At 30.3% G+C, this 18,122-nt stretch carries 15 protein-coding genes; 4 read left to right on the top strand and 11 right to left on the bottom strand.

The window, feature by feature from the left end; all coding sequences use genetic code 11:
* Window positions 1–180 precede the first annotated feature (180 nt).
* The 7 genes from OCU55_RS09015 to OCU55_RS09045 all read right to left on the bottom strand — a co-directional run bounded on the left by OCU55_RS09015 (window position 181) and on the right by OCU55_RS09045 (window position 7,653).
* Window positions 181–372 (bottom strand): hypothetical protein, encoded by a 192-nt coding sequence (locus OCU55_RS09015; RefSeq protein WP_261851972.1) that lies wholly within the window; start codon window positions 370–372, stop codon window positions 181–183.
* 105 nt (window positions 373–477) lie between these two features.
* Window positions 478–1,248, bottom strand: coding sequence for a hypothetical protein (locus tag OCU55_RS09020; RefSeq protein WP_261851973.1), 771 nt, complete (start codon window positions 1,246–1,248; stop codon window positions 478–480).
* A gap of 18 nt (window positions 1,249–1,266) precedes the next feature.
* Window positions 1,267–1,752, bottom strand: coding sequence for a hypothetical protein (locus tag OCU55_RS09025; RefSeq protein WP_261851974.1), 486 nt, complete (start codon window positions 1,750–1,752; stop codon window positions 1,267–1,269).
* A gap of 12 nt (window positions 1,753–1,764) precedes the next feature.
* Window positions 1,765–5,586 (bottom strand): AAA family ATPase, encoded by a 3,822-nt coding sequence (locus tag OCU55_RS09030; RefSeq protein WP_261851975.1) that lies wholly within the window; start codon window positions 5,584–5,586, stop codon window positions 1,765–1,767.
* Window positions 5,587–5,852: 266 nt separating this feature from the next.
* Window positions 5,853–6,542 (bottom strand): YjjG family noncanonical pyrimidine nucleotidase, encoded by a 690-nt coding sequence (locus OCU55_RS09035; RefSeq protein ID WP_261851976.1) that lies wholly within the window; start codon window positions 6,540–6,542, stop codon window positions 5,853–5,855.
* Window positions 6,543–6,692: 150 nt separating this feature from the next.
* Window positions 6,693–7,163, bottom strand: coding sequence for a DMT family transporter (locus tag OCU55_RS09040; protein ID WP_261851977.1), 471 nt, complete (start codon window positions 7,161–7,163; stop codon window positions 6,693–6,695).
* 67 nt (window positions 7,164–7,230) lie between these two features.
* Window positions 7,231–7,653: a DMT family transporter gene (locus OCU55_RS09045; protein ID WP_261851978.1), complete on the bottom strand. Its 423-nt coding sequence runs from the start codon at window positions 7,651–7,653 to the stop codon at window positions 7,231–7,233.
* Window positions 7,654–7,757: 104 nt separating this feature from the next.
* Between OCU55_RS09045 and OCU55_RS09050 the strand changes: the two genes are divergently transcribed.
* The 3 genes from OCU55_RS09050 to OCU55_RS09060 all read left to right on the top strand — a co-directional run bounded on the left by OCU55_RS09050 (window position 7,758) and on the right by OCU55_RS09060 (window position 11,205).
* Window positions 7,758–8,447 (top strand): Crp/Fnr family transcriptional regulator, encoded by a 690-nt coding sequence (locus OCU55_RS09050; protein WP_261851979.1) that lies wholly within the window; start codon window positions 7,758–7,760, stop codon window positions 8,445–8,447.
* A gap of 249 nt (window positions 8,448–8,696) precedes the next feature.
* Window positions 8,697–9,347, top strand: a complete 651-nt coding sequence (locus tag OCU55_RS09055) for a pentapeptide repeat-containing protein (protein WP_261851980.1) — start codon at window positions 8,697–8,699, stop codon at window positions 9,345–9,347.
* Window positions 9,348–9,861: 514 nt separating this feature from the next.
* Window positions 9,862–11,205, top strand: a complete 1,344-nt coding sequence (locus OCU55_RS09060; protein WP_261851981.1) for an FtsX-like permease family protein — start codon at window positions 9,862–9,864, stop codon at window positions 11,203–11,205.
* A gap of 348 nt (window positions 11,206–11,553) precedes the next feature.
* Here the strand turns inward: OCU55_RS09060 and OCU55_RS09065 are convergent, their stop codons facing one another.
* Both OCU55_RS09065 and OCU55_RS09070 read right to left on the bottom strand, forming a co-directional pair.
* The gene (locus OCU55_RS09065; RefSeq protein WP_261851982.1) at window positions 11,554–12,711 is read right to left on the bottom strand and encodes a DUF362 domain-containing protein; all 1,158 of its coding nucleotides are present in this window, start codon (window positions 12,709–12,711) and stop codon (window positions 11,554–11,556) included.
* A 741-nt stretch (window positions 12,712–13,452) separates the two neighbouring features.
* On the bottom strand, window positions 13,453–13,617 hold the full coding sequence (locus OCU55_RS09070) for a hypothetical protein (protein ID WP_261851983.1): 165 nt from the start codon (window positions 13,615–13,617) through the stop codon (window positions 13,453–13,455).
* A 207-nt stretch (window positions 13,618–13,824) separates the two neighbouring features.
* Here OCU55_RS09070 and OCU55_RS09075 point away from each other — a divergent pair, with 207 nt between their 5' ends.
* On the top strand, window positions 13,825–14,832 hold the full coding sequence (locus tag OCU55_RS09075) for an RICIN domain-containing protein (protein ID WP_261851984.1): 1,008 nt from the start codon (window positions 13,825–13,827) through the stop codon (window positions 14,830–14,832).
* Window positions 14,833–15,022: 190 nt separating this feature from the next.
* On the opposite strand, the gene OCU55_RS09080 is transcribed toward OCU55_RS09075, so the two are convergent.
* Both OCU55_RS09080 and OCU55_RS09085 read right to left on the bottom strand, forming a co-directional pair.
* Window positions 15,023–15,901, bottom strand: coding sequence for an aldo/keto reductase (locus OCU55_RS09080; RefSeq protein ID WP_261851985.1), 879 nt, complete (start codon window positions 15,899–15,901; stop codon window positions 15,023–15,025).
* 382 nt (window positions 15,902–16,283) lie between these two features.
* Window positions 16,284–18,065 carry a cache domain-containing sensor histidine kinase gene (locus tag OCU55_RS09085; protein ID WP_345795589.1) on the bottom strand — a complete coding sequence of 594 codons (1,782 nt, stop codon included), beginning with the start codon at window positions 18,063–18,065 and terminating at the stop codon, window positions 16,284–16,286.
* Window positions 18,066–18,122 lie beyond the last annotated feature (57 nt).

Raw genomic sequence — 18,122 nt, forward strand, 5'->3', positions numbered from 1 at the left:
TACAGAACATAAGGCTTTTTTAATAGCAGCATTTTAATGCATAAAAAAACCATACATACTTAGGCTTGTTAACCTTTATATGCATGGTTTTTAAGTTTATATATAGCTGATTCTATTGTTTTTAATGATCTCAATCAGATTATATTATATGAGGTCTAGAAATCAATTAGCGAAAATATATCACTTCTCATCAAAATCCTTTTTAACTACTGCAAACGAAATTAATATAGCAGAAATTAAAATCAATATTCCTTTTATTACAATCTCCCAAATACTTTTGGTTATAGACGGCAAACCTACTGATAATATTAACAGAGTTAGTCCAGCTAAAAATATTGTTTTCTTTAGTGATTTTTTCTTTTTATCTACCATGTTAAAAATCCTTTTATTTCTTTATTTTGTTCTTTATAAAAGTTAAACCGGTATAAACAACTAAGTAACACACCATAAATAAACCAAAATCTTCCCAAAAGGCTACTACTCAGCACTCTTTATAGTATAAGTGTTTGCAGCATTTAAAGGTACAGTATTAAGGTAGGTTTCTCCCGTTTTACTAAAGGTTACTCCGTAGGTTATTCCGTTATTACTTCCATCTCTAATTCCTCTTACTTGAATTACAGCCTTATCTGGCACTGAAACTTTAACTGGTTTATGTCTTATGGAGAAAGCTTCACCTTGAGGTGATCCATCCACAAAAACCTGAACATAATCTCCATCTTCTTTATCAACAAAGTTCCAAATAGAAAGTTCAATTTTTCCATAGCTTTTCCCTGTATCTACAGTAAAGTCTTTTGCATCTAGTTTCACACTATTCTTACTTAACATCTCTCCAGCATTAATCCCATCTAGCTTACCTGATACAAGGTTAGGCTTATAATTTGCAGCACCGGCTCTTCCAAAGAAGCCAGTGTAAACTACAGCTACTATTGCAAGTATTCCAACTGCCATTCTGAAACTCTTCATTGCTGGGGTTATATAATCATTTTTCTTTTCTTTCTCTTCAATTCTTTTATATTGTGATTCTGCACTTAATGGCTCATCACTTACTGGTTGTTCATTAGTATCATCTTCATATTCTTCTTCAGGTGTAATGTCTTCTTTTATATTCTCTTCATTTAATGGTTTTTCATTATTATATCGTATACTAAGTAACTCATCCTCATTATCTTTACGAATTTTATTCGATACTTTTTTAGCATTAAAAACATCAGCTTCTTTATTTACATCATCTTCTCTAAATTGCTTCATAATATCCCCTCCCACTAACTAAGCTTTTGTGCTATAGTTTTGCATTCTTTCTTCAGGCTTTGGCATGAAGTTTGTAATTGGCTTTTTGGAGTAATATATAGAAACAAACACTCTCCAAAGCACCAATGATAATACAAATACAGCTATTCCAAGCTTTTGTCTTCCTGGATCTAAGGTAATATGACTCCAATTTAAAACGTCAGTGCCTATTGCTATAAATAAATTAGCTATTATTAGATATTTAATTGTCTCAAATAAAGACGGAAACGCGAAATATATTCTTCTCAAATTTCTAAATCTAAGTGATAAATAGGTTAAAACTACAACAGAAATCATGACATTAATATAATCACTAGTTACTGAATATCCAGAACTAATTATCTTTATCGCACTAGATATAGCCATTAAAGGTGTAAAAATAAGTAATAGTAAAACTATAGGTATAAATATTACCCCAAAGGCAATTGCCACTAAATTACTTATAAGTTTATAGATTGTTCCCATATTATCACCCTCCTATAAACTCACTGCAGAAACATCGACTTCTTCTATAGTCACAAGATGTTCTTTAGTTAAGTTTTCAATATTTTCAAGTCTTACCGCTTGGTTTCTAACTGCTTTTTCAAATAAGTTCCTTACATATCTTCCGTTTCCAAAAGCAGAAACCTTTGAAGCATCCTCAAATATTGTCTTCATTTTATTTCTTGCAGCTTCAGTAAGTACATAGCCCTTATTTCTAAATACAATATCTGCAATATCTAAAAGATCTTGTACTGAGTAATCTTTGAATTCTATTATATTTGCAAATCTTGATTTTAGGCCTGGATTTACTTCTAGGAAGTTGTCCATATCTTCACTATAACCAGCAAGTATAACTAAAAGATTTTCTCTGTTATCATCCATACCTTTAACCAAAGTATCAATAGCTTCCTTACCAAATCCGCTGTTGCTACCGGCATCTTGCGCTAGAGCATAAGCTTCATCAATAAATAATATACCACCTAAAGCAGCATCTATCTTTTCCTTAGTCTTTATAGCAGTTTGACCAACATATCCAGCAACTAAGCCACTTCTATCTGTTTCCACAAACTTTTTATCTTTTAAAACTCCAAGACTATATAAAACTTCACCTATGATTCTTGCCATAGTAGTCTTACCAGTACCAGGATTACCCTTAAAGATCATATGAAGAGTTTGTGAATCATCAGATGGAAGCCCTAAAGCCTTTCTTTGTTTCTTTATTCTAAGCTGAGCTTGAAGACTTCTCACAAAGTCCTTAACCTCTTCAAGTCCTATTACATCTTTTAATTTAGCTTCTAAATCAAAGCTTTCATTTTGTGCTGTACTAACTCCAAAATCCTCTTCTGTTAACAGCACTACTGCTTTTTCATCGAAGTCTTCTAAATCTGCAATTCTTGATGATTGGGTCCTTATAGCTTTTTCAACTATATTCCTAACCATTCTTCCATTACCAGCCTGTGCTCCGCCTTTTCTCTTTTCTTCATCTATAGAAGTTCTAAGTTCATCTTCAGCATTACCTGCAAGTACAAAACCTTTTCCTTTTATCATAGATTTACCTATTAATAAAAGTTCATCTAAGTTATAGTCTGAGAAACTAATCTTCAGTGGAAATCTAGATTTCAGTCCAGAGTTTGTATCTAGAAACTCTCCCATTTCCTTGTCGTATCCTGCAAGTATTACTATGATATCCTCCCTAAAATCCTCTACAAGTTTTACAAGTACATCTACAGCTTCTTTTCCTAAAGGATCATTTTCTGAAGACATGATTGCATAAGCTTCATCTATAAATAGGACTCCTCCTAAAGCTGATTTAAATACTTCAGTAGCCTTCTTTGTGGATTCTCCTGAGTACTGACCTACAAGTCCACTTCTATCAGTTTCTATAACTTGACCAGATTTTAATATACCCATTTTTTTCATCAAGTCAGCAATAAGTCTTGCCACTGTAGTTTTTCCTGTACCAGGATTTCCAGTGAAAATCATATTTAAAGATTGAGATGATTCCACATTAATTCCAAGTTTCTTTCTCTTTTCCTTAGCAATAAGCTGCTTTTCTAAATCTCTAACAAAGTTTTTAACTTCATTTAATCCAATTACCTTTGAAAGTTCAGCTTCTAAATCAAAGTCAACCTTTTTATCAAATCCAAAATCACTTACGGTAAGGGTATTCATATCATCTTTGCTTATATCTTTTGTATCTATTGCTGCCAGTCTCTTTGACTGATTTGCAATAGCCTGCTCTATTATATTTCTAGCAAGTCTCCCATTTCCGCTATCGTTTTTACCCTTTATCTGTTTTCCTTCATATAAAGTTATAAGCTGCTCATCTAATGCTTCTTCAAATTTATACCCATTAGACTTTGCAAGTACTTTAGAAATTTGCAAAAGTTCCTTCGGAGTATAATCTGGAAACTCAACATTATGATTAAATCTTGATTTAAGTCCACTATTAGTCTTTAAGAAATCTTCCATTTCTTTTGTATAACCTGCAAGTATAACAACTAGGTTGTCTCTATTATCCTCTACAGCTTTTACAAGACTGTCTACTGCTTCTATACCAAATACATCATTATTATCTCTTGCTAATGAATAGGCTTCATCTATAAACAATACCCCACCCATAGCTGAGTTTACCTTGGCCATAGTCTTCTGAGCAGTTTCCCCTACATATTGCCCTACTAAATCATTTCTTGAAACTTCTACTAAATGGCCGCTGCTTAAATATCCCAAAGCCTTTAGATATCTAGCCATAATTCTAGCCATTGTTGTTTTTCCTGTGCCAGGATTACCTGTAAATATCATATGAAGAGATATTTTTGCTTCACTAGCCCCTTGATTCTTTCTAAGGTTCTGTACCTTTATATTATCCTGTAAAGTTTTTATAAATGTCTTTACACTATCTAATCCGATGACATTATCGAGCTCTTTATTTAATTCTTCAATTCCTTCTGTATCTGCCTTTTTAATAACAGATGCCAGCTGAGTCTTTTCTGATCCACTATTTAATATCAATGTGTTGTCTTCTTCACTTAAATAATAAGCTTTATCTTTTGAAATCTTCTTTGTTAATTGTAATTCAACCATTGGTGCATATATATTTTCTTCAACATAAGCTTTTAAAGAATGAGCACCTTCAGACTTGCTTGAATTTTTCACTACATGTTTTAACACACTTTCCTTGAAATCTATATTAATACCCAAATTATTATTTATTTTCACTTTATAATCTTCTAAAATTGCTTTTGTAATTATTGAAAGGTTTGCATCAGTAAGCGCAATAGTACTTATTATGTCATAAACCTTCTGCATAAACTTGCTTGAGAACATAGTTCTAATTTTTTCTTCACTTTTTTCAGTAATGAAAACTAGGTATTTCCCGTTGGCTTGAATTTCATCGGTAGTATTTAATGTAAGATTACCTTTACCTGTTACATCTATCATAGAATCTGTTTGATCCATATATCTTTTGTTAAGCTTCAATTTTTCATCAATTACAAGCTTTGTAATTGTATCTAAAACACTTGCGTGACACTTATCAAAATTATCAAAAACCACCACTGGTTCTTGTCCATAAAGTCCATTATAAAGATCAGTTAAGAATAAATTATCAGCATCTTTTTCAAGCTTATAGTTAGCTAAATCTAAAGTGAAAACTCCTGACTTCTTTAAAACCTTTTCTTCCTTTAAAAACCTTGTTATAGCCTTTACAGAAAGATGCTTACCTGATCCCTTAGGTCCTGTTAGGAATATTGTATTTTTAACTCCATCAGTATCTCCATAAACAAAAGGCCTTTTAAATGCAACGCAAAGTCTGCTTATATACTCTTTCTGCCCTAGAACATAATCTGAAAGAGTATGTTCTACATTATCAAAAGCTTTATCAAGCTCATCTCTAGTTTTATCTACTTTCGAAGCAGAAACACTATTGCTTTCTGTGTTTAATACAGTATTAGTAGTATTTGTTGCTTTAGTATTAGCGACGTTATTGATGCTTTTAGATACACTATTTATAGCCTCTGTTGTATTCTTAGCCATCTCTTTAACTACATTCTTGCTTGACCCTACAGAATTTTCAACATGATTAATGGCTTGTTCAGTGGACTTTACAGCATTGGAAACTGTTTGAGCAGCTTTTTTTCCTACAGTACTTGTTGCATTTGTAACTGATTTGCTTGCTGCCTTTTGGCTTTTCTTAAACATTTCTTTATTTAGGATACCGTTTTCTTTTATGTAATCTACAACTTGAATTTCTGGAAATAAAATTCTCAACATATTTGTTGGCTTTAATGGTTCTTTATTTGAATTATTTTTTGCCAATCGTAACTCCCCCAGTTCTATCCATGATTACTAATTATATCATAAATTTTGCCATAATATACAAACTTAAATTTACAAATTATGTGTTACAAAAATTATCATTCAACTATTTTTTAGAGCGAAATTTATATAATTTCATATACAGTGAAAAGGTAGATATAAAGAGAAACTTATCTTTCCCTCTATATCTACCTTTTTAAGTTGTACTACTTGAATCAGAAACCTATTTTCAAAATTCCTCTTTCTTATATATGTAATTCTTTAAACTATCCGTTAATTATATCCTTCAGCTCATTAAGACTTTTTATTTCATATGTTGGCTTTATGTCTGATGTGTTTTGAATTTCACCTGGATTATACCAGCATGTATCGATTCCAGCATTTACACCACCCCTTATATCAGAACTTAAGCTATCTCCAACCATAAGAACTTTACTCTTATCAGTGTACTTTAGATTATTTAATGCTAGCTCAAATATCCTCGGATCTGGTTTAGCAACCTTAACTTCTTCTGATATTACCACATCTTGAAAATATTTTGCTATAGCAGATTTTTTTATTCTGCCATTCTGAACATCTGTTAATCCATTTGTAACTATTGCCAACTTATAGTCTTTATACAAACTTTCTACAAGTGACTCACTATCCTCAAATAAGAATGATGCATTAGCTAGATGTTTCATATATGACTTAGCAAATTCAATTTCGTCAAAAGTAACTTCTAATTTATTTGATAGTCTCTTAAATCTTTCTACCTTTAATTTTTCTTGTGTGATAAGGCCCTCTTCAAACTCTTTCCATATAGCTGTATTTATTTCACTATATATTTTCAAATGATGGTTTTCATCATATTCAATATCAAATTCAATCATAGCGTTTTTAAAAGCTTCTCTTTCAGACTTTCTAAAATCAAAAAGTGTCTCATCTGCATCAAATATTATAACTTCGTATTTCATATCGTTTCCCCCTAATATATGTTATTATTCTAATAAAATCTAACTGATTTTTATTTATCTAAGTTTTGTAGAATAGAGCTAGGATATCTATTTCAGTATAACATCTATTTCAATATAACATATAATGAAACAAATATTGAATATCTTTCTTTAGAAATGTGTACCATTAGTTATAGCAATAACATCATTTAGTTTAGTATCAGCTCTTGCATTCAAAATCAAGCCTATAAGAAACAATACACCACCTATTACTTTTCCTTTAGAAAAAACATCTAAATATATATAATCAATGATGGCACTGGCAAACATCTGCCCAATAAATCGCAGTATAACAACATAAACTGCAGGTACTTTAGGAACTAAAACATTAAAAATATAAGTTGTCAAAACTCCAATAAACCCACCTATAAAATATGGCAACGGAACTGATCGTATTAACTTATATGAAGGAATCGAACTTATCATAAATGTACAAAGAATAACCGAGGAAAGGGTCGCCATTAAATAATTTATAACAACTCCATTTATCATGCCTTCTTTTTGCGAAAGCTTTCCATTAATCATCATATTAACAACTATATTTATACCTATTAAAAAAGCTAAGAAAACATATAATATCATTATTACTCCCCCAATACATAATAAAATTTCTATTTTTAATTTAAACAATAGCCTAAATAAAATATTTTTATATAATAATCATAACAATTGCTCCGAGAGAAATTATTGAAAACCCCAGTATTTTTTCTTTTCTAAATTTATTTACAGGCATTCCAAAAAGCCCAAAGTGTTCTACTATAATAGACATTACAAGTTGTCCATATAAACTTATACTGCTAGTCAAAGTTACTCCTATCATTGGGATGCATAAATTATTTAAAAGTATGGTTATAACACCAAGTATACCAGGCAGTAGGAACATTAACTTTATTCCTTTTAGTTTCGGAAGTCTATTTTTTCTAACAATAGCTATAAGAACAATCGTTATTAGACCTATTGCATGAAATATTAAAGTGCTCATATATGGTCCTATTTCCTTAGTAACCATCCCATTAAAGAACACCATAATCGCAAGTAACACACCATTAATAAGTGCTATATTTTTATACATAACTAAATCCCCCTAAACTTTACAATGCTTTATAAATGCTTTATAAATAATTTATAATATTTATATAAATTCAAATAGGACATTTGTCCTGCACAGGAGGATTAATGAAAAGATTATTAGATCGTGAACTATTAAACTATTATTTTTCAAAAAATAATATTGAAGATATATTTGATAAAGACATAATAAACCACTGCGAGCTACACTTTTATAAAAAAGATGAATTTGTATTACATTCAGAATCAGAGCTAGAATATCTATATATGCTTGTAGCTGGAAAATTAAAAATCTTTTATCTTTTTGAAAACGGTAAATCAATGCTTCTAAAATTCTATAAAGATTTTATCTTCATAGGAGATATAGAAATATTAAAAGACAAACCAATTCGCTGCAATGTGGAGGCAGTTGAAGATACTTTTCTTATTGCAGTACCAGCCAATATAATTAGAAAAGATTATATAAATAATACTAAGTTTCTTCATTATCTTATAGATTCCTTAAGCGAGAAACTTGATTCTACAATTAATAATAGTTCCTATAATTTTGTATATCCACTTAGTAATAGACTAGCTAGTTACTTAGTTGAGCATTTAACAGAGGAAGATACTATAATTTTAGATTCAAGCTTTAAAGAAATTGCTCAATTTTTAGGAACCACCACAAGACATTTAGGGAGAACCTTTAAAGAATTAGAAGCGAAAAATATTATAAGATTGGATATTAAAACTGTTTATATTCTAAATAGAATGGAGTTAAAAGAGCTATCTAAGAATACTTTTTTAAAATCTCTTTAGAATTTTAATTTATTCATATAATATCTGATTATATATTTCAAAACTTCAGGTTCATTTGCTTGAAATATTGATTATGTGTAGCTCAAAAATCTCCATTTTAACATTTATAATTTGAACGTTGTTAAAGTACCACATTGAAATAAGTATTTATCCATGACTAAAAAACTAATGGACAAATTAATATAATTTATGCAACAATGAATAAGTAAAATTTAGCAAACAACTATAGAAGATAAGGATGAATTTATTATGGAGAAAAAAACATCAATAAAAATAATAAAGCCTAAATTACCTAATGATTTAACACCTTTTGAGCTTTCTGAGGATAATATAACGGACTATGATTCAATATCAGAATCATATATAAAAGAAGGTTCCTTAAAATATCACGAAGCAAATAAAGTTTCATTTAATGAAGTGGTGTTTGAAAATACTACTATTAACAATGTTTCATTCCAAAAATCTGATTTAATTGATGTTAGATTTGAAAATTGTGATTTATGTAATGTAGATTTTTCAGAATCCTCTTTCCATAGAGTTGAGTTTATTAACTGTAAAGTTGTCGGTATTAATTTTACTGATTCAACTTTAAAAAACGTGTTTTTCAAAGAATGTAATGGTCAGTACTCGCTTTTCAGATTTGTAGATTGTAATCTAGTGCTATTTGATAAATGTCATTTACGTTATTCAGACTTTCAAGAAAGTAAGTTTTCTAAGCTAGAATTTAAAGAATCAGATCTTACTGAAAGCCAATTCTTCAATACTAAGCTAAAAGGAATTGATTTTAGAAGTTCAGAAATTGATGGCATAGCTGCTAGAATTCCAGACTTGGAAGGAATGATTGTATCAACGGCTCAAACAATAACTCTTGCCGCACTAATTGGAGTAGAAGTTAGATAACGTAACAAAAATATAACCTTTTACTTATACAGATAATTCTTTTGAAGACTTATGCTTTCCCAATTCATTTTAATATAATCTCACTGCAAAAAACTCTCCTACCTTAAGGGAGAGTTTCTTTGCGTATATGCCTTTCTGAATGTATATGAAGAAAGTTTGTCAGATGAATAAAGTTTTATTTTTTACTGCATAGCTTTAAATAACTTACAAACCCATTTTAATATATAGATTTAGCTAGCTTGAAAATTTTATAGTTTTCTTTAAAGTAAAAAAATATATACTATTGCAAATCAGAAGAATAAAAAAGAAGAAAAACAATTATAGAATAGATGACAGGTCAAATATTCAGTAAATTCCATATTTGTATATACTTCCACTTAGATGTATAATGATATTGTCACTATATAGTGACATTTATATTTTTTACTTTGATTTTTACATAGTTGTACTACTTTCAACTTAATGTATACGTAAACAAACATTGTAATCATATTAAATATTACAGGAGGTTAATATGGGAACTTACAAATTCGCTTTAAAAATGCTTAAAACAGATTTTAAACAAACCTTGCTTTATCTTCTATTTGTAATCTCTTCAGTAGCTACTTTATTTATTGGCTATGCTATGATGGATGACAATAATTACACTTCACTAAGGGGAAACACATCACAGCTTTGCCAAGTACTTTTGTTTGGTCTAACTATATTATTACTATTCATGGTGTTCTTCGCAAACTCCTACTTTATTACTAGTAAGACAAAGGAATTTGCAGTTGCAGAATTAAATGGAGTATGTTCTACTAAACTCATGGGCCTTTTGAGTTTTCAAACTTTTTTGCTTGGAATTGTAGGAAGTATACTTGGTATATTATTAGGAATGGTTTCATTGCCTGTAGTATCCTCAGTTATGTATAAATTATTAGGTGCTCAGCAAAATGTATATTCAACCACCTCAGATAGTATAATACTTACATTTATAATAGTTATGCTTATAATGTGTCCTTATATAATAGGTGGAGATTATGGATATCTATTTCATAGAGAAATAAAAGACTTAATTTATGGGCAAAGACAGCTTTATACACCCCATGCAAAGAAAATCACAATCCCAGAAATCGAAAATATAAGAAAATTATTTCCATTCTTAGAAAACTCTAAACCTAAAGCACCGCGCAAAACAAAATCCATTGCACCACAAAATATATTATCTATAATCCTTTATCTTCTCCCTATAACAGTACTTTTTTTAAATTCCAAAAACTTTTATGCTTTAATGGTTTTTTATTTAGTCTTTTCAGTTATTGGAATACACAAATTATTAACAACTTATTTTCCAGATAAGATATTAAGTCTTAAAAAAAATGTATTTGCTGGTGATAAAATTAAATTGATTTCACTAAGTAATCTTCACTACTCTTTAAGAAAGATGAACTTTCTTATTGTAACCTTAGCAATATCTACCGTATCCCTTGTATTTATAATTGGATCCTATGGGGAAACATATCAAGTTAAGGTTATGGGGATTTTCGTATATATTTGTGCTATTGTATCACTTGGTATTAGTATTTTGTACAAGTTTATGATTGAAGCTTCTTACAGAAAGCATATATTCATGCAATTGCAATTACTAGGATATCATACTAAACAAATTAAAAAAATTATAAAGCAAGAATTAATATTGCTATATGGTGTAGCTATAGTAATACCTTTAGTCCATGTTGTGATTTATCTTGCAAAGTTCATAAACTTAGGCATTATAACCCTACAGTTGTCTTTAATTCTTTTATCTATTTTTATAGTTATTTTTGTTATCATGATTCCTATATCCTATTTTTTTTATAAGAAATCGGTGTTGTAAAAATATAAACCAGTCCTATCTAATAAAATTAAGCGATATTTCTGTTAACTATTAATAGTTGTTAGGAGATTGTTAAACCACGTAAATGTGATATCTATATAAATCTGTGCAAAATAAAAGAATCCTAGTACTATTAGGTACCTTATATAGAAGATTTTGAAATAATAGTCTCCTCTATAAGCATCTTTTAGTAAAATGGATTCTTTTATTTTTATGTTTAAAAATCTTATTGAAATTAAATGGTTATTCAGGAGATGCTAAATGAGCGAGCTAATAAAACTAAAACATCTACTAGCTAAGAACTTAATTTCAAAACGGTACTTTAACAGCTTCAACTTTTAATGCTAGCTATCTTAAACCTAACATCTTACTTAATTGCTTTTCCCTTGTTTCTATTGCTCCCATTGGGCAAAGTTCTTGACAACAGAAGCAGCGTATACATTTACTGTAGTTCCACTTTGGTATTAGTTTATCATTATGTTTCTTAAAAGATATTACATTTGGTTTTTCAGGGCAAACCTCAGCACATTTTTTGCAACCTACACATTTGTCTGCAATTACAACTGGGTCAGGAGCAGCTAAAGATACTGCTAATTTATTTACAGATGGAGTGATAAAATTAACTACTTTTGCATTTCTAGATAATTTGAAATCTTTACACTTCATATCCTCTATTTTTTCGCCAACAACCTCTATTTCTTCAGGTAATACAGCTCCCCACTTCGTCTCGTGAGCAACTTTTAAAAACGGCACAGCTAGTACATTATCATAACCAATCAGCCTAACTGCTGTTGAATCAACGGCTGTAAGACATTTTCCCATTATGATAGTGTCCATCTTTTTAGCAGTTCCATTTCTAGGGCCATTACCTTCCATTGCAAGTATGCCATCAAGTATAGCAAAACTTGTCCTTACGACAGAATTCAAATCTAAAAGCATTTTACTGAAATTAATAACATTCGGTGATTTTGTATGCCACTGTGCTTTTTTAGAACCAGGTACACACCCAAATTGATTTTTTACAGCCCCAGTATAATACATCATAGCATGAGTCTTTAGTTTTGGTAGAGTTATAACTACATCAGCCTCATAAGGCGCTCTAGCAATATTCCAAAATTTATACATTATAGGATTAGCGAGTTCTACATGAACTTCGTCACTAAAATCAACAAACTTAACCCCATATCTTTCGGCAACTTCCATAAGCCCTGATTGCTCAGCAGCCTTTCTATTATTATCAGAAGCTGGTGAATCTCCAAATGCTATATCATCACTATACTCCTTAACTATTCTTATAACCGCTTCAAACATAGCATAATGGGTTATTACGATAGAACCTTTTTCAACCACACTTAGAAAATTTGGTTTCAATAAAACTTTGCTATTTTTAGGTATTAGTTTTCTCAAAAAAGAACTTCCGCCTAATAATTCAAAGCCTTCTCTTAGTTTTTTTTCAATTGTATCAACGTTATATTCTGTACATTTTAATAAAGCAACTTTTTCCATAACATCACCCTCTTGTATTTATTTTATAATCTTAAACATAATATTATTTTATTATCTATTTGTAATATATTTGTTTTAAAATGCACTGAGTTTTTCTAATTGAAATTACCAAATGATTTTTATTAAAATATTGTGTTGCCTTTGAGCAATTTATATTTATGATCATTTTTCAACATCACGTAATTTTCTTTATTATTATCAAAAAGTATTAATATCGTTAATTTCCTTATCTTAACATTATATCATATATTTTTTATACCATATTAAATTTTTATACTAAATAACATATTTCCACAACAAGATTTCGCACCGTCATAAATAACTATTCTTTAATATGTAGTTATTCTTCATAGTTATTACAAGTTATTGCTTTAATATCCTTAAGCTATATCATGCTGCTATTAATCATATTAACAACTATAGACTCTCTACCATACTTTAGTACTAAATTTTGTATACATTTCTGTATATAAAAATGATATTTTAACACTGTTTAACTTCAAATAAATTGACATTCATTAATATTATTGTTACAATAATACATATAATCAATAATTTAGATTCTATAACAACATAATGAAAGTCCTTAGTGAATTCCAACGAATATTAAACTCTTCAAAAACATTCCACTAAAGAGTATTTATCTTTAATAAACAAATTAAGTTGCAAATCTTATTTCATATTCTTAGCCATAGATAAACTACTTCAATCCTTAAACTCCAAATTTAGATTTCGATGGTCTTACGAAGCATTATTTTGACAAATTTCAATTTGAAGTGGTACATCCATAAATAAATCGCTTTCTCTTAACTTTTTTATATTCCAATCATAGAATCCATCTAATGCTATTTCAGCAACAAGATATCTTAACTTTTTATCAACTAATAATAAATTAATAAATATCATTAATTTATTTTACTCTCCTAAGTAAAACATAAACAAATTAGTAGTTTTATTCTATAGTCTACATTCCAGTATTTATAACACCACCTAATATCTTCAAATATACTCTCTTCAGTAAAATCCATTTTAAGAAATCCAACATCAATTACACCTAGTTAATAAAATGATTCACCAATCTAAAATTAATAAAATTATAAGGATGTGTTAAAAATGATTAAGAAAACCTTTATAAAAAAGGCTGCAACCTTTATAGCTATGGCTGCAGTAACTGTTACTACTCTTGCTGTAGGCAACCCCTTAAAAGCTTCAGCCGCAGTTATTTCTGGACAAACCTATAAAATCATTAATGTTGGTAGTGGTAAAGCGCTTGATGTATACGCCGCTGGAACTGCCAATTATACTAATGTAGATATTTACTCAGACAACGGCACTGCAGCTCAACAGTGGAATATAGTAGCTAATTCAGATGGAACATACAAGATAATTAACAATAATAGCTGGAAGGCACTGGATGTATATGCAGCTGGAACTGCTGATTATACCAATGTTGATATCTATGATGACAATGGTACTGGAGCACAAAAGTGGAGACTGGTATCAAACAGTGATGGATCTTATAAAATAATCAATGCTAATAGTAATAAAGCCCTTGATGTTTATGCAGCTGGAAATGCTGATTACACTAATGTTGATATATTTACAGACAACGGCACTGCAGCTCAAAAGTGGAATATAATTCAAGTTGGAGGTGGCGCTTCTCCGACTGTAACAAAACCTGGTGAAGTTCCAAACGACATTTGGACATACACAATCAATGCTGACAAAGTATATGGTAATACTGGTGATTTTGCTTTATTACTATGTGCAGTTATTAAAAAGGAAAGTGCTTTTGGCGCTGGCTTAAGTGGTAGCCCATCTGCTGGTGATGGTTTAATGCAAGTAGAACCTAACACTAGAAATGCTTATGCATCCCAATTCCAAGCAAAATTTGGTCATACCTATAATCATGGCAGCTACCAAGATCAAGTATATTTAGGAGCATTGATTTTAAATGCTAATATAGTTCAATTTGGTAGTGTATATAGTGGTTTATTACACTATAATGGAGGACCAAACTGGTATCCAGGTGCAACAGATTCTTATGGTCGTCCAATCTTAGCAGACCAATATGCAAATGCAGTTTATGCAACTTATCAAAGCTACGGTGGAAAGAACTAAAAAAGTTACTTTTACTAATTTGAATATAAAAAATGGTTTACTGATTTAAAAACATAGAGATATTTTAGGTATACTGTTATAAACCTTTGGAATGAATATAAGCGGACTTCGATTTTCATATCGAGGTCCGCCTTTTTATTTAGATTGATAACCAATTAATTTTAGTACGGAGCTTTAAGAGCTCATAATTTTATATTTGTACCTTAAAAAATGGATATTCCTTTACCTTTTCATAATTTTGTCTTAGAAATGCCAAATCCTCATCATTTAAAGGATTTTTTAAACACCCATCAATGTTCTCAACAACAAATGAGAAATTTACAAAATCCCCTGGTGGAACTAAGGCATCAACTCCAAGTGAAAGTGTATATTTCATTGCAGCAATTCGCAGTTTTTTGTCTTCAAGATCTATTGGTTTGCACCAAGACTTTGGAAATGGTGATTTTTCTCTTTCATCCCCATTAAGCCATGCCCTTTCAATAAGCTGCTTCATACCAACAAGTCCCATGCCTTTTTCTTTCGCTGTCTTGCATAGCTTTGTTCCCATATCGTGTCCTAGATTCATATGCCAGTTCAAAGGAAATAGCACCGTATCAAAGTCGTAAAGCGACATCGCTTTTAAAGCAACAGCTTCATTATGACAGGTAATGCCTAATTTTCTAACCACCCCTTGTTCTTTGGCTTTCACCATCATTTCCATAACTCCACCACTACCAAACGCTTTTTCAACATCTTCTTCCTTACTTAAAGCATGCATTTGATAAACATCAAGATAGTCAGTGTGTAGCATACGGAAAGATTCTTCGAATTCTTTTTGTGCATCTACTTTCATTCTACATGTGGTTTTACAAGCAAGATATATATTTTTACGATATGGGATAAGAGATTTACCTAATTTTTCTTGTGCATCTTCATAGGATGGAGCCACATCAAAATAATTAATTCCTCTATCTATAGCCCATGAAACATAGTTATCAGAAGCCTCTTGCCCATCTCTCATTGACACTATACCGCCATATATAACTGGAGTAATCTCAAACCCTGTATTCCCAAATTTTCTCTTAATCATAAATTCACTACCTCCAACACCTTAATAATTGATATTTTTTGTTTTTTTATTTACTAAACTAGCATATAGCTTTTAAGGCTCACATAAATACTGCGCTGACTTTAACAATAAACAAATCGCTGAAGTGCTCTCTCAGTGAGCTTTTTTTACGCATCTGCCTTTTCGAATGCATATGAGAAAAATCTGGCAGGCGAATAAGTTTTATTTTTACTGTCTAACCATAAAACTTCTAAAAGCATTGAATTATATAGGTTTATCGGACATAAAAATTTTATATTATCCCATACAGTAAAATTTCTAAAGCTTTACATCCATATAAAAACTATACTCCATAGAGTACACTATAAGTCAATAAATTTTCAGCATGAACTTTATAAAAAATTTACATGCCTGTAATTAGTGGATGCCATACCTTCACTATAGTTCCAACATTTTCGGTGCTTTGAAACTCAAGTCCAAATTCCTCTCCGTATGATAATCTTATTCTTTCGTTAACATTATATACTCCAAAGCCTAGTTTCATTTCTCCAGGATTTTTACCGTGAAGTACTTTATTTAGTTTTTTCATTCTTTCCTCGCTCATGCCTGCTCCATTATCAGTTATTGTGAAGCAAAGCTTCTTATCAATAATCTTACCTTCAATTATTATTTTTCCCTTTCCCCTTTTTTCTTTTATACCATGATATATTGCATTCTCCACTATAGGTTGCAATATAAGTTTGGTTACTTCAAAATTCATCATATCCTCTTGTATTTTTATCTCATAGTCCAGCTTATCCTCATATCTAACCTTCTGGATAATAAGGTAGCTTTCTATGTGCATTATTTCATCTCTAACGGTAACTATTTCGTTCCCTTTACTAAGACCTATTCTTAAAAGCGTAGTTAGGGCATTTACTACATCGATAATATCCTGAGCATCATGTTCCTCAGCCATCCATTGAATTGTATCTAAAGTATTATATAAAAAGTGAGGCTTTATCTGGGCTTGAAGTATGCTTATTTCAGCCTTCCTCTTACTCTTTTCTTCTGTTTGTACCAGGTGTATTAAATTTTTTATTTCTTCAATCATATTATTGAAAGAATTTCCTAGTTCACCTATTTCATCACCGTATTTACTTCTAAAAAATACATTAAGGTCTCCTTCCTCAGTTCTTTTCATAAGCTTTCTTAATTTAGTAATAGGATTTACTATAGAACGAGTAAATATCATTGCAAGTATTGCTGCAAGTACAATGGTGAGTATTGCTACTGCCAAAGAGTAATATTTAATATATCTTAATGTTTTTGTACTCTCATCTAAAGGAAATACTCCTACAGTCTTCCACTGGGTGTATTCAGATCCTTTGCACATAATCTTGTAGTCTTTATTATTTATGTTTTTAACAATTATATTATTTTTTAGATTTCTTACCCACTGATCCTTTATTCTATATACAACTTCGTTCACTGGAGTATATACTATCTCATTATTAGAATCTACTATATACACAAAACCTGTTTTACCAGGTTTAACACTTTCAATTACACTTTTAATTATATCAAGCTTAATATCAATTAGTATAACGCCTATACATTTCCCTGTTTTATCATCAATAATAGCTTTACTCATTGACACTACATCATCAGCGCAGTACTGAAATACATTATTTATATTTCTCCCTATGGGTTTGCTAAAAAGTTGAATTTTATTTGGGTGATCTGCTGCTTCTATATACCATTTTTCATTTATAAGTGGGTCTCTAGATATTCTATACATTATGTCACTTACATAAAGGTCATTTTTATTCACAACCATAATGCCAACAATCTCAGGGTGAAAAGGAGTGAATCCCATTATTGCCTTTGTGACATCATATTCCATCGCTTCGGTTTTTTTACCATTACTTAATTCCTTACAATTTAAAAAACTTACTACTCTCGGGTCTAAGGACAAAGTATTGATTATATTCTCCATGTTTTTCATATAAAAATCTACGTTAGTGCTTATCTGCTGAATCATCTGATCAGTATTAACATTTTGAACATCACTTATGGAGTTATTGTATATCAAATTGCTTACAGTAGTTATTGTTATAACTGGCAATAAAATAACTAAAAGAAAATAAATCATAAGCTTGTTTCCTATGCTGCTATTAAAAAAGGTAGATAAAGAGTTTTTCAATATAAATCACCCAATTCAAAATAATATGAATTCCATTTATAGATTAACAACTATTGC

The sequence above is a fragment of the Clostridium folliculivorans genome (assembly GCF_024341905.1).
GTDB lineage: Bacteria > Bacillota > Clostridia > Clostridiales > Clostridiaceae > Clostridium_AR > Clostridium_AR folliculivorans.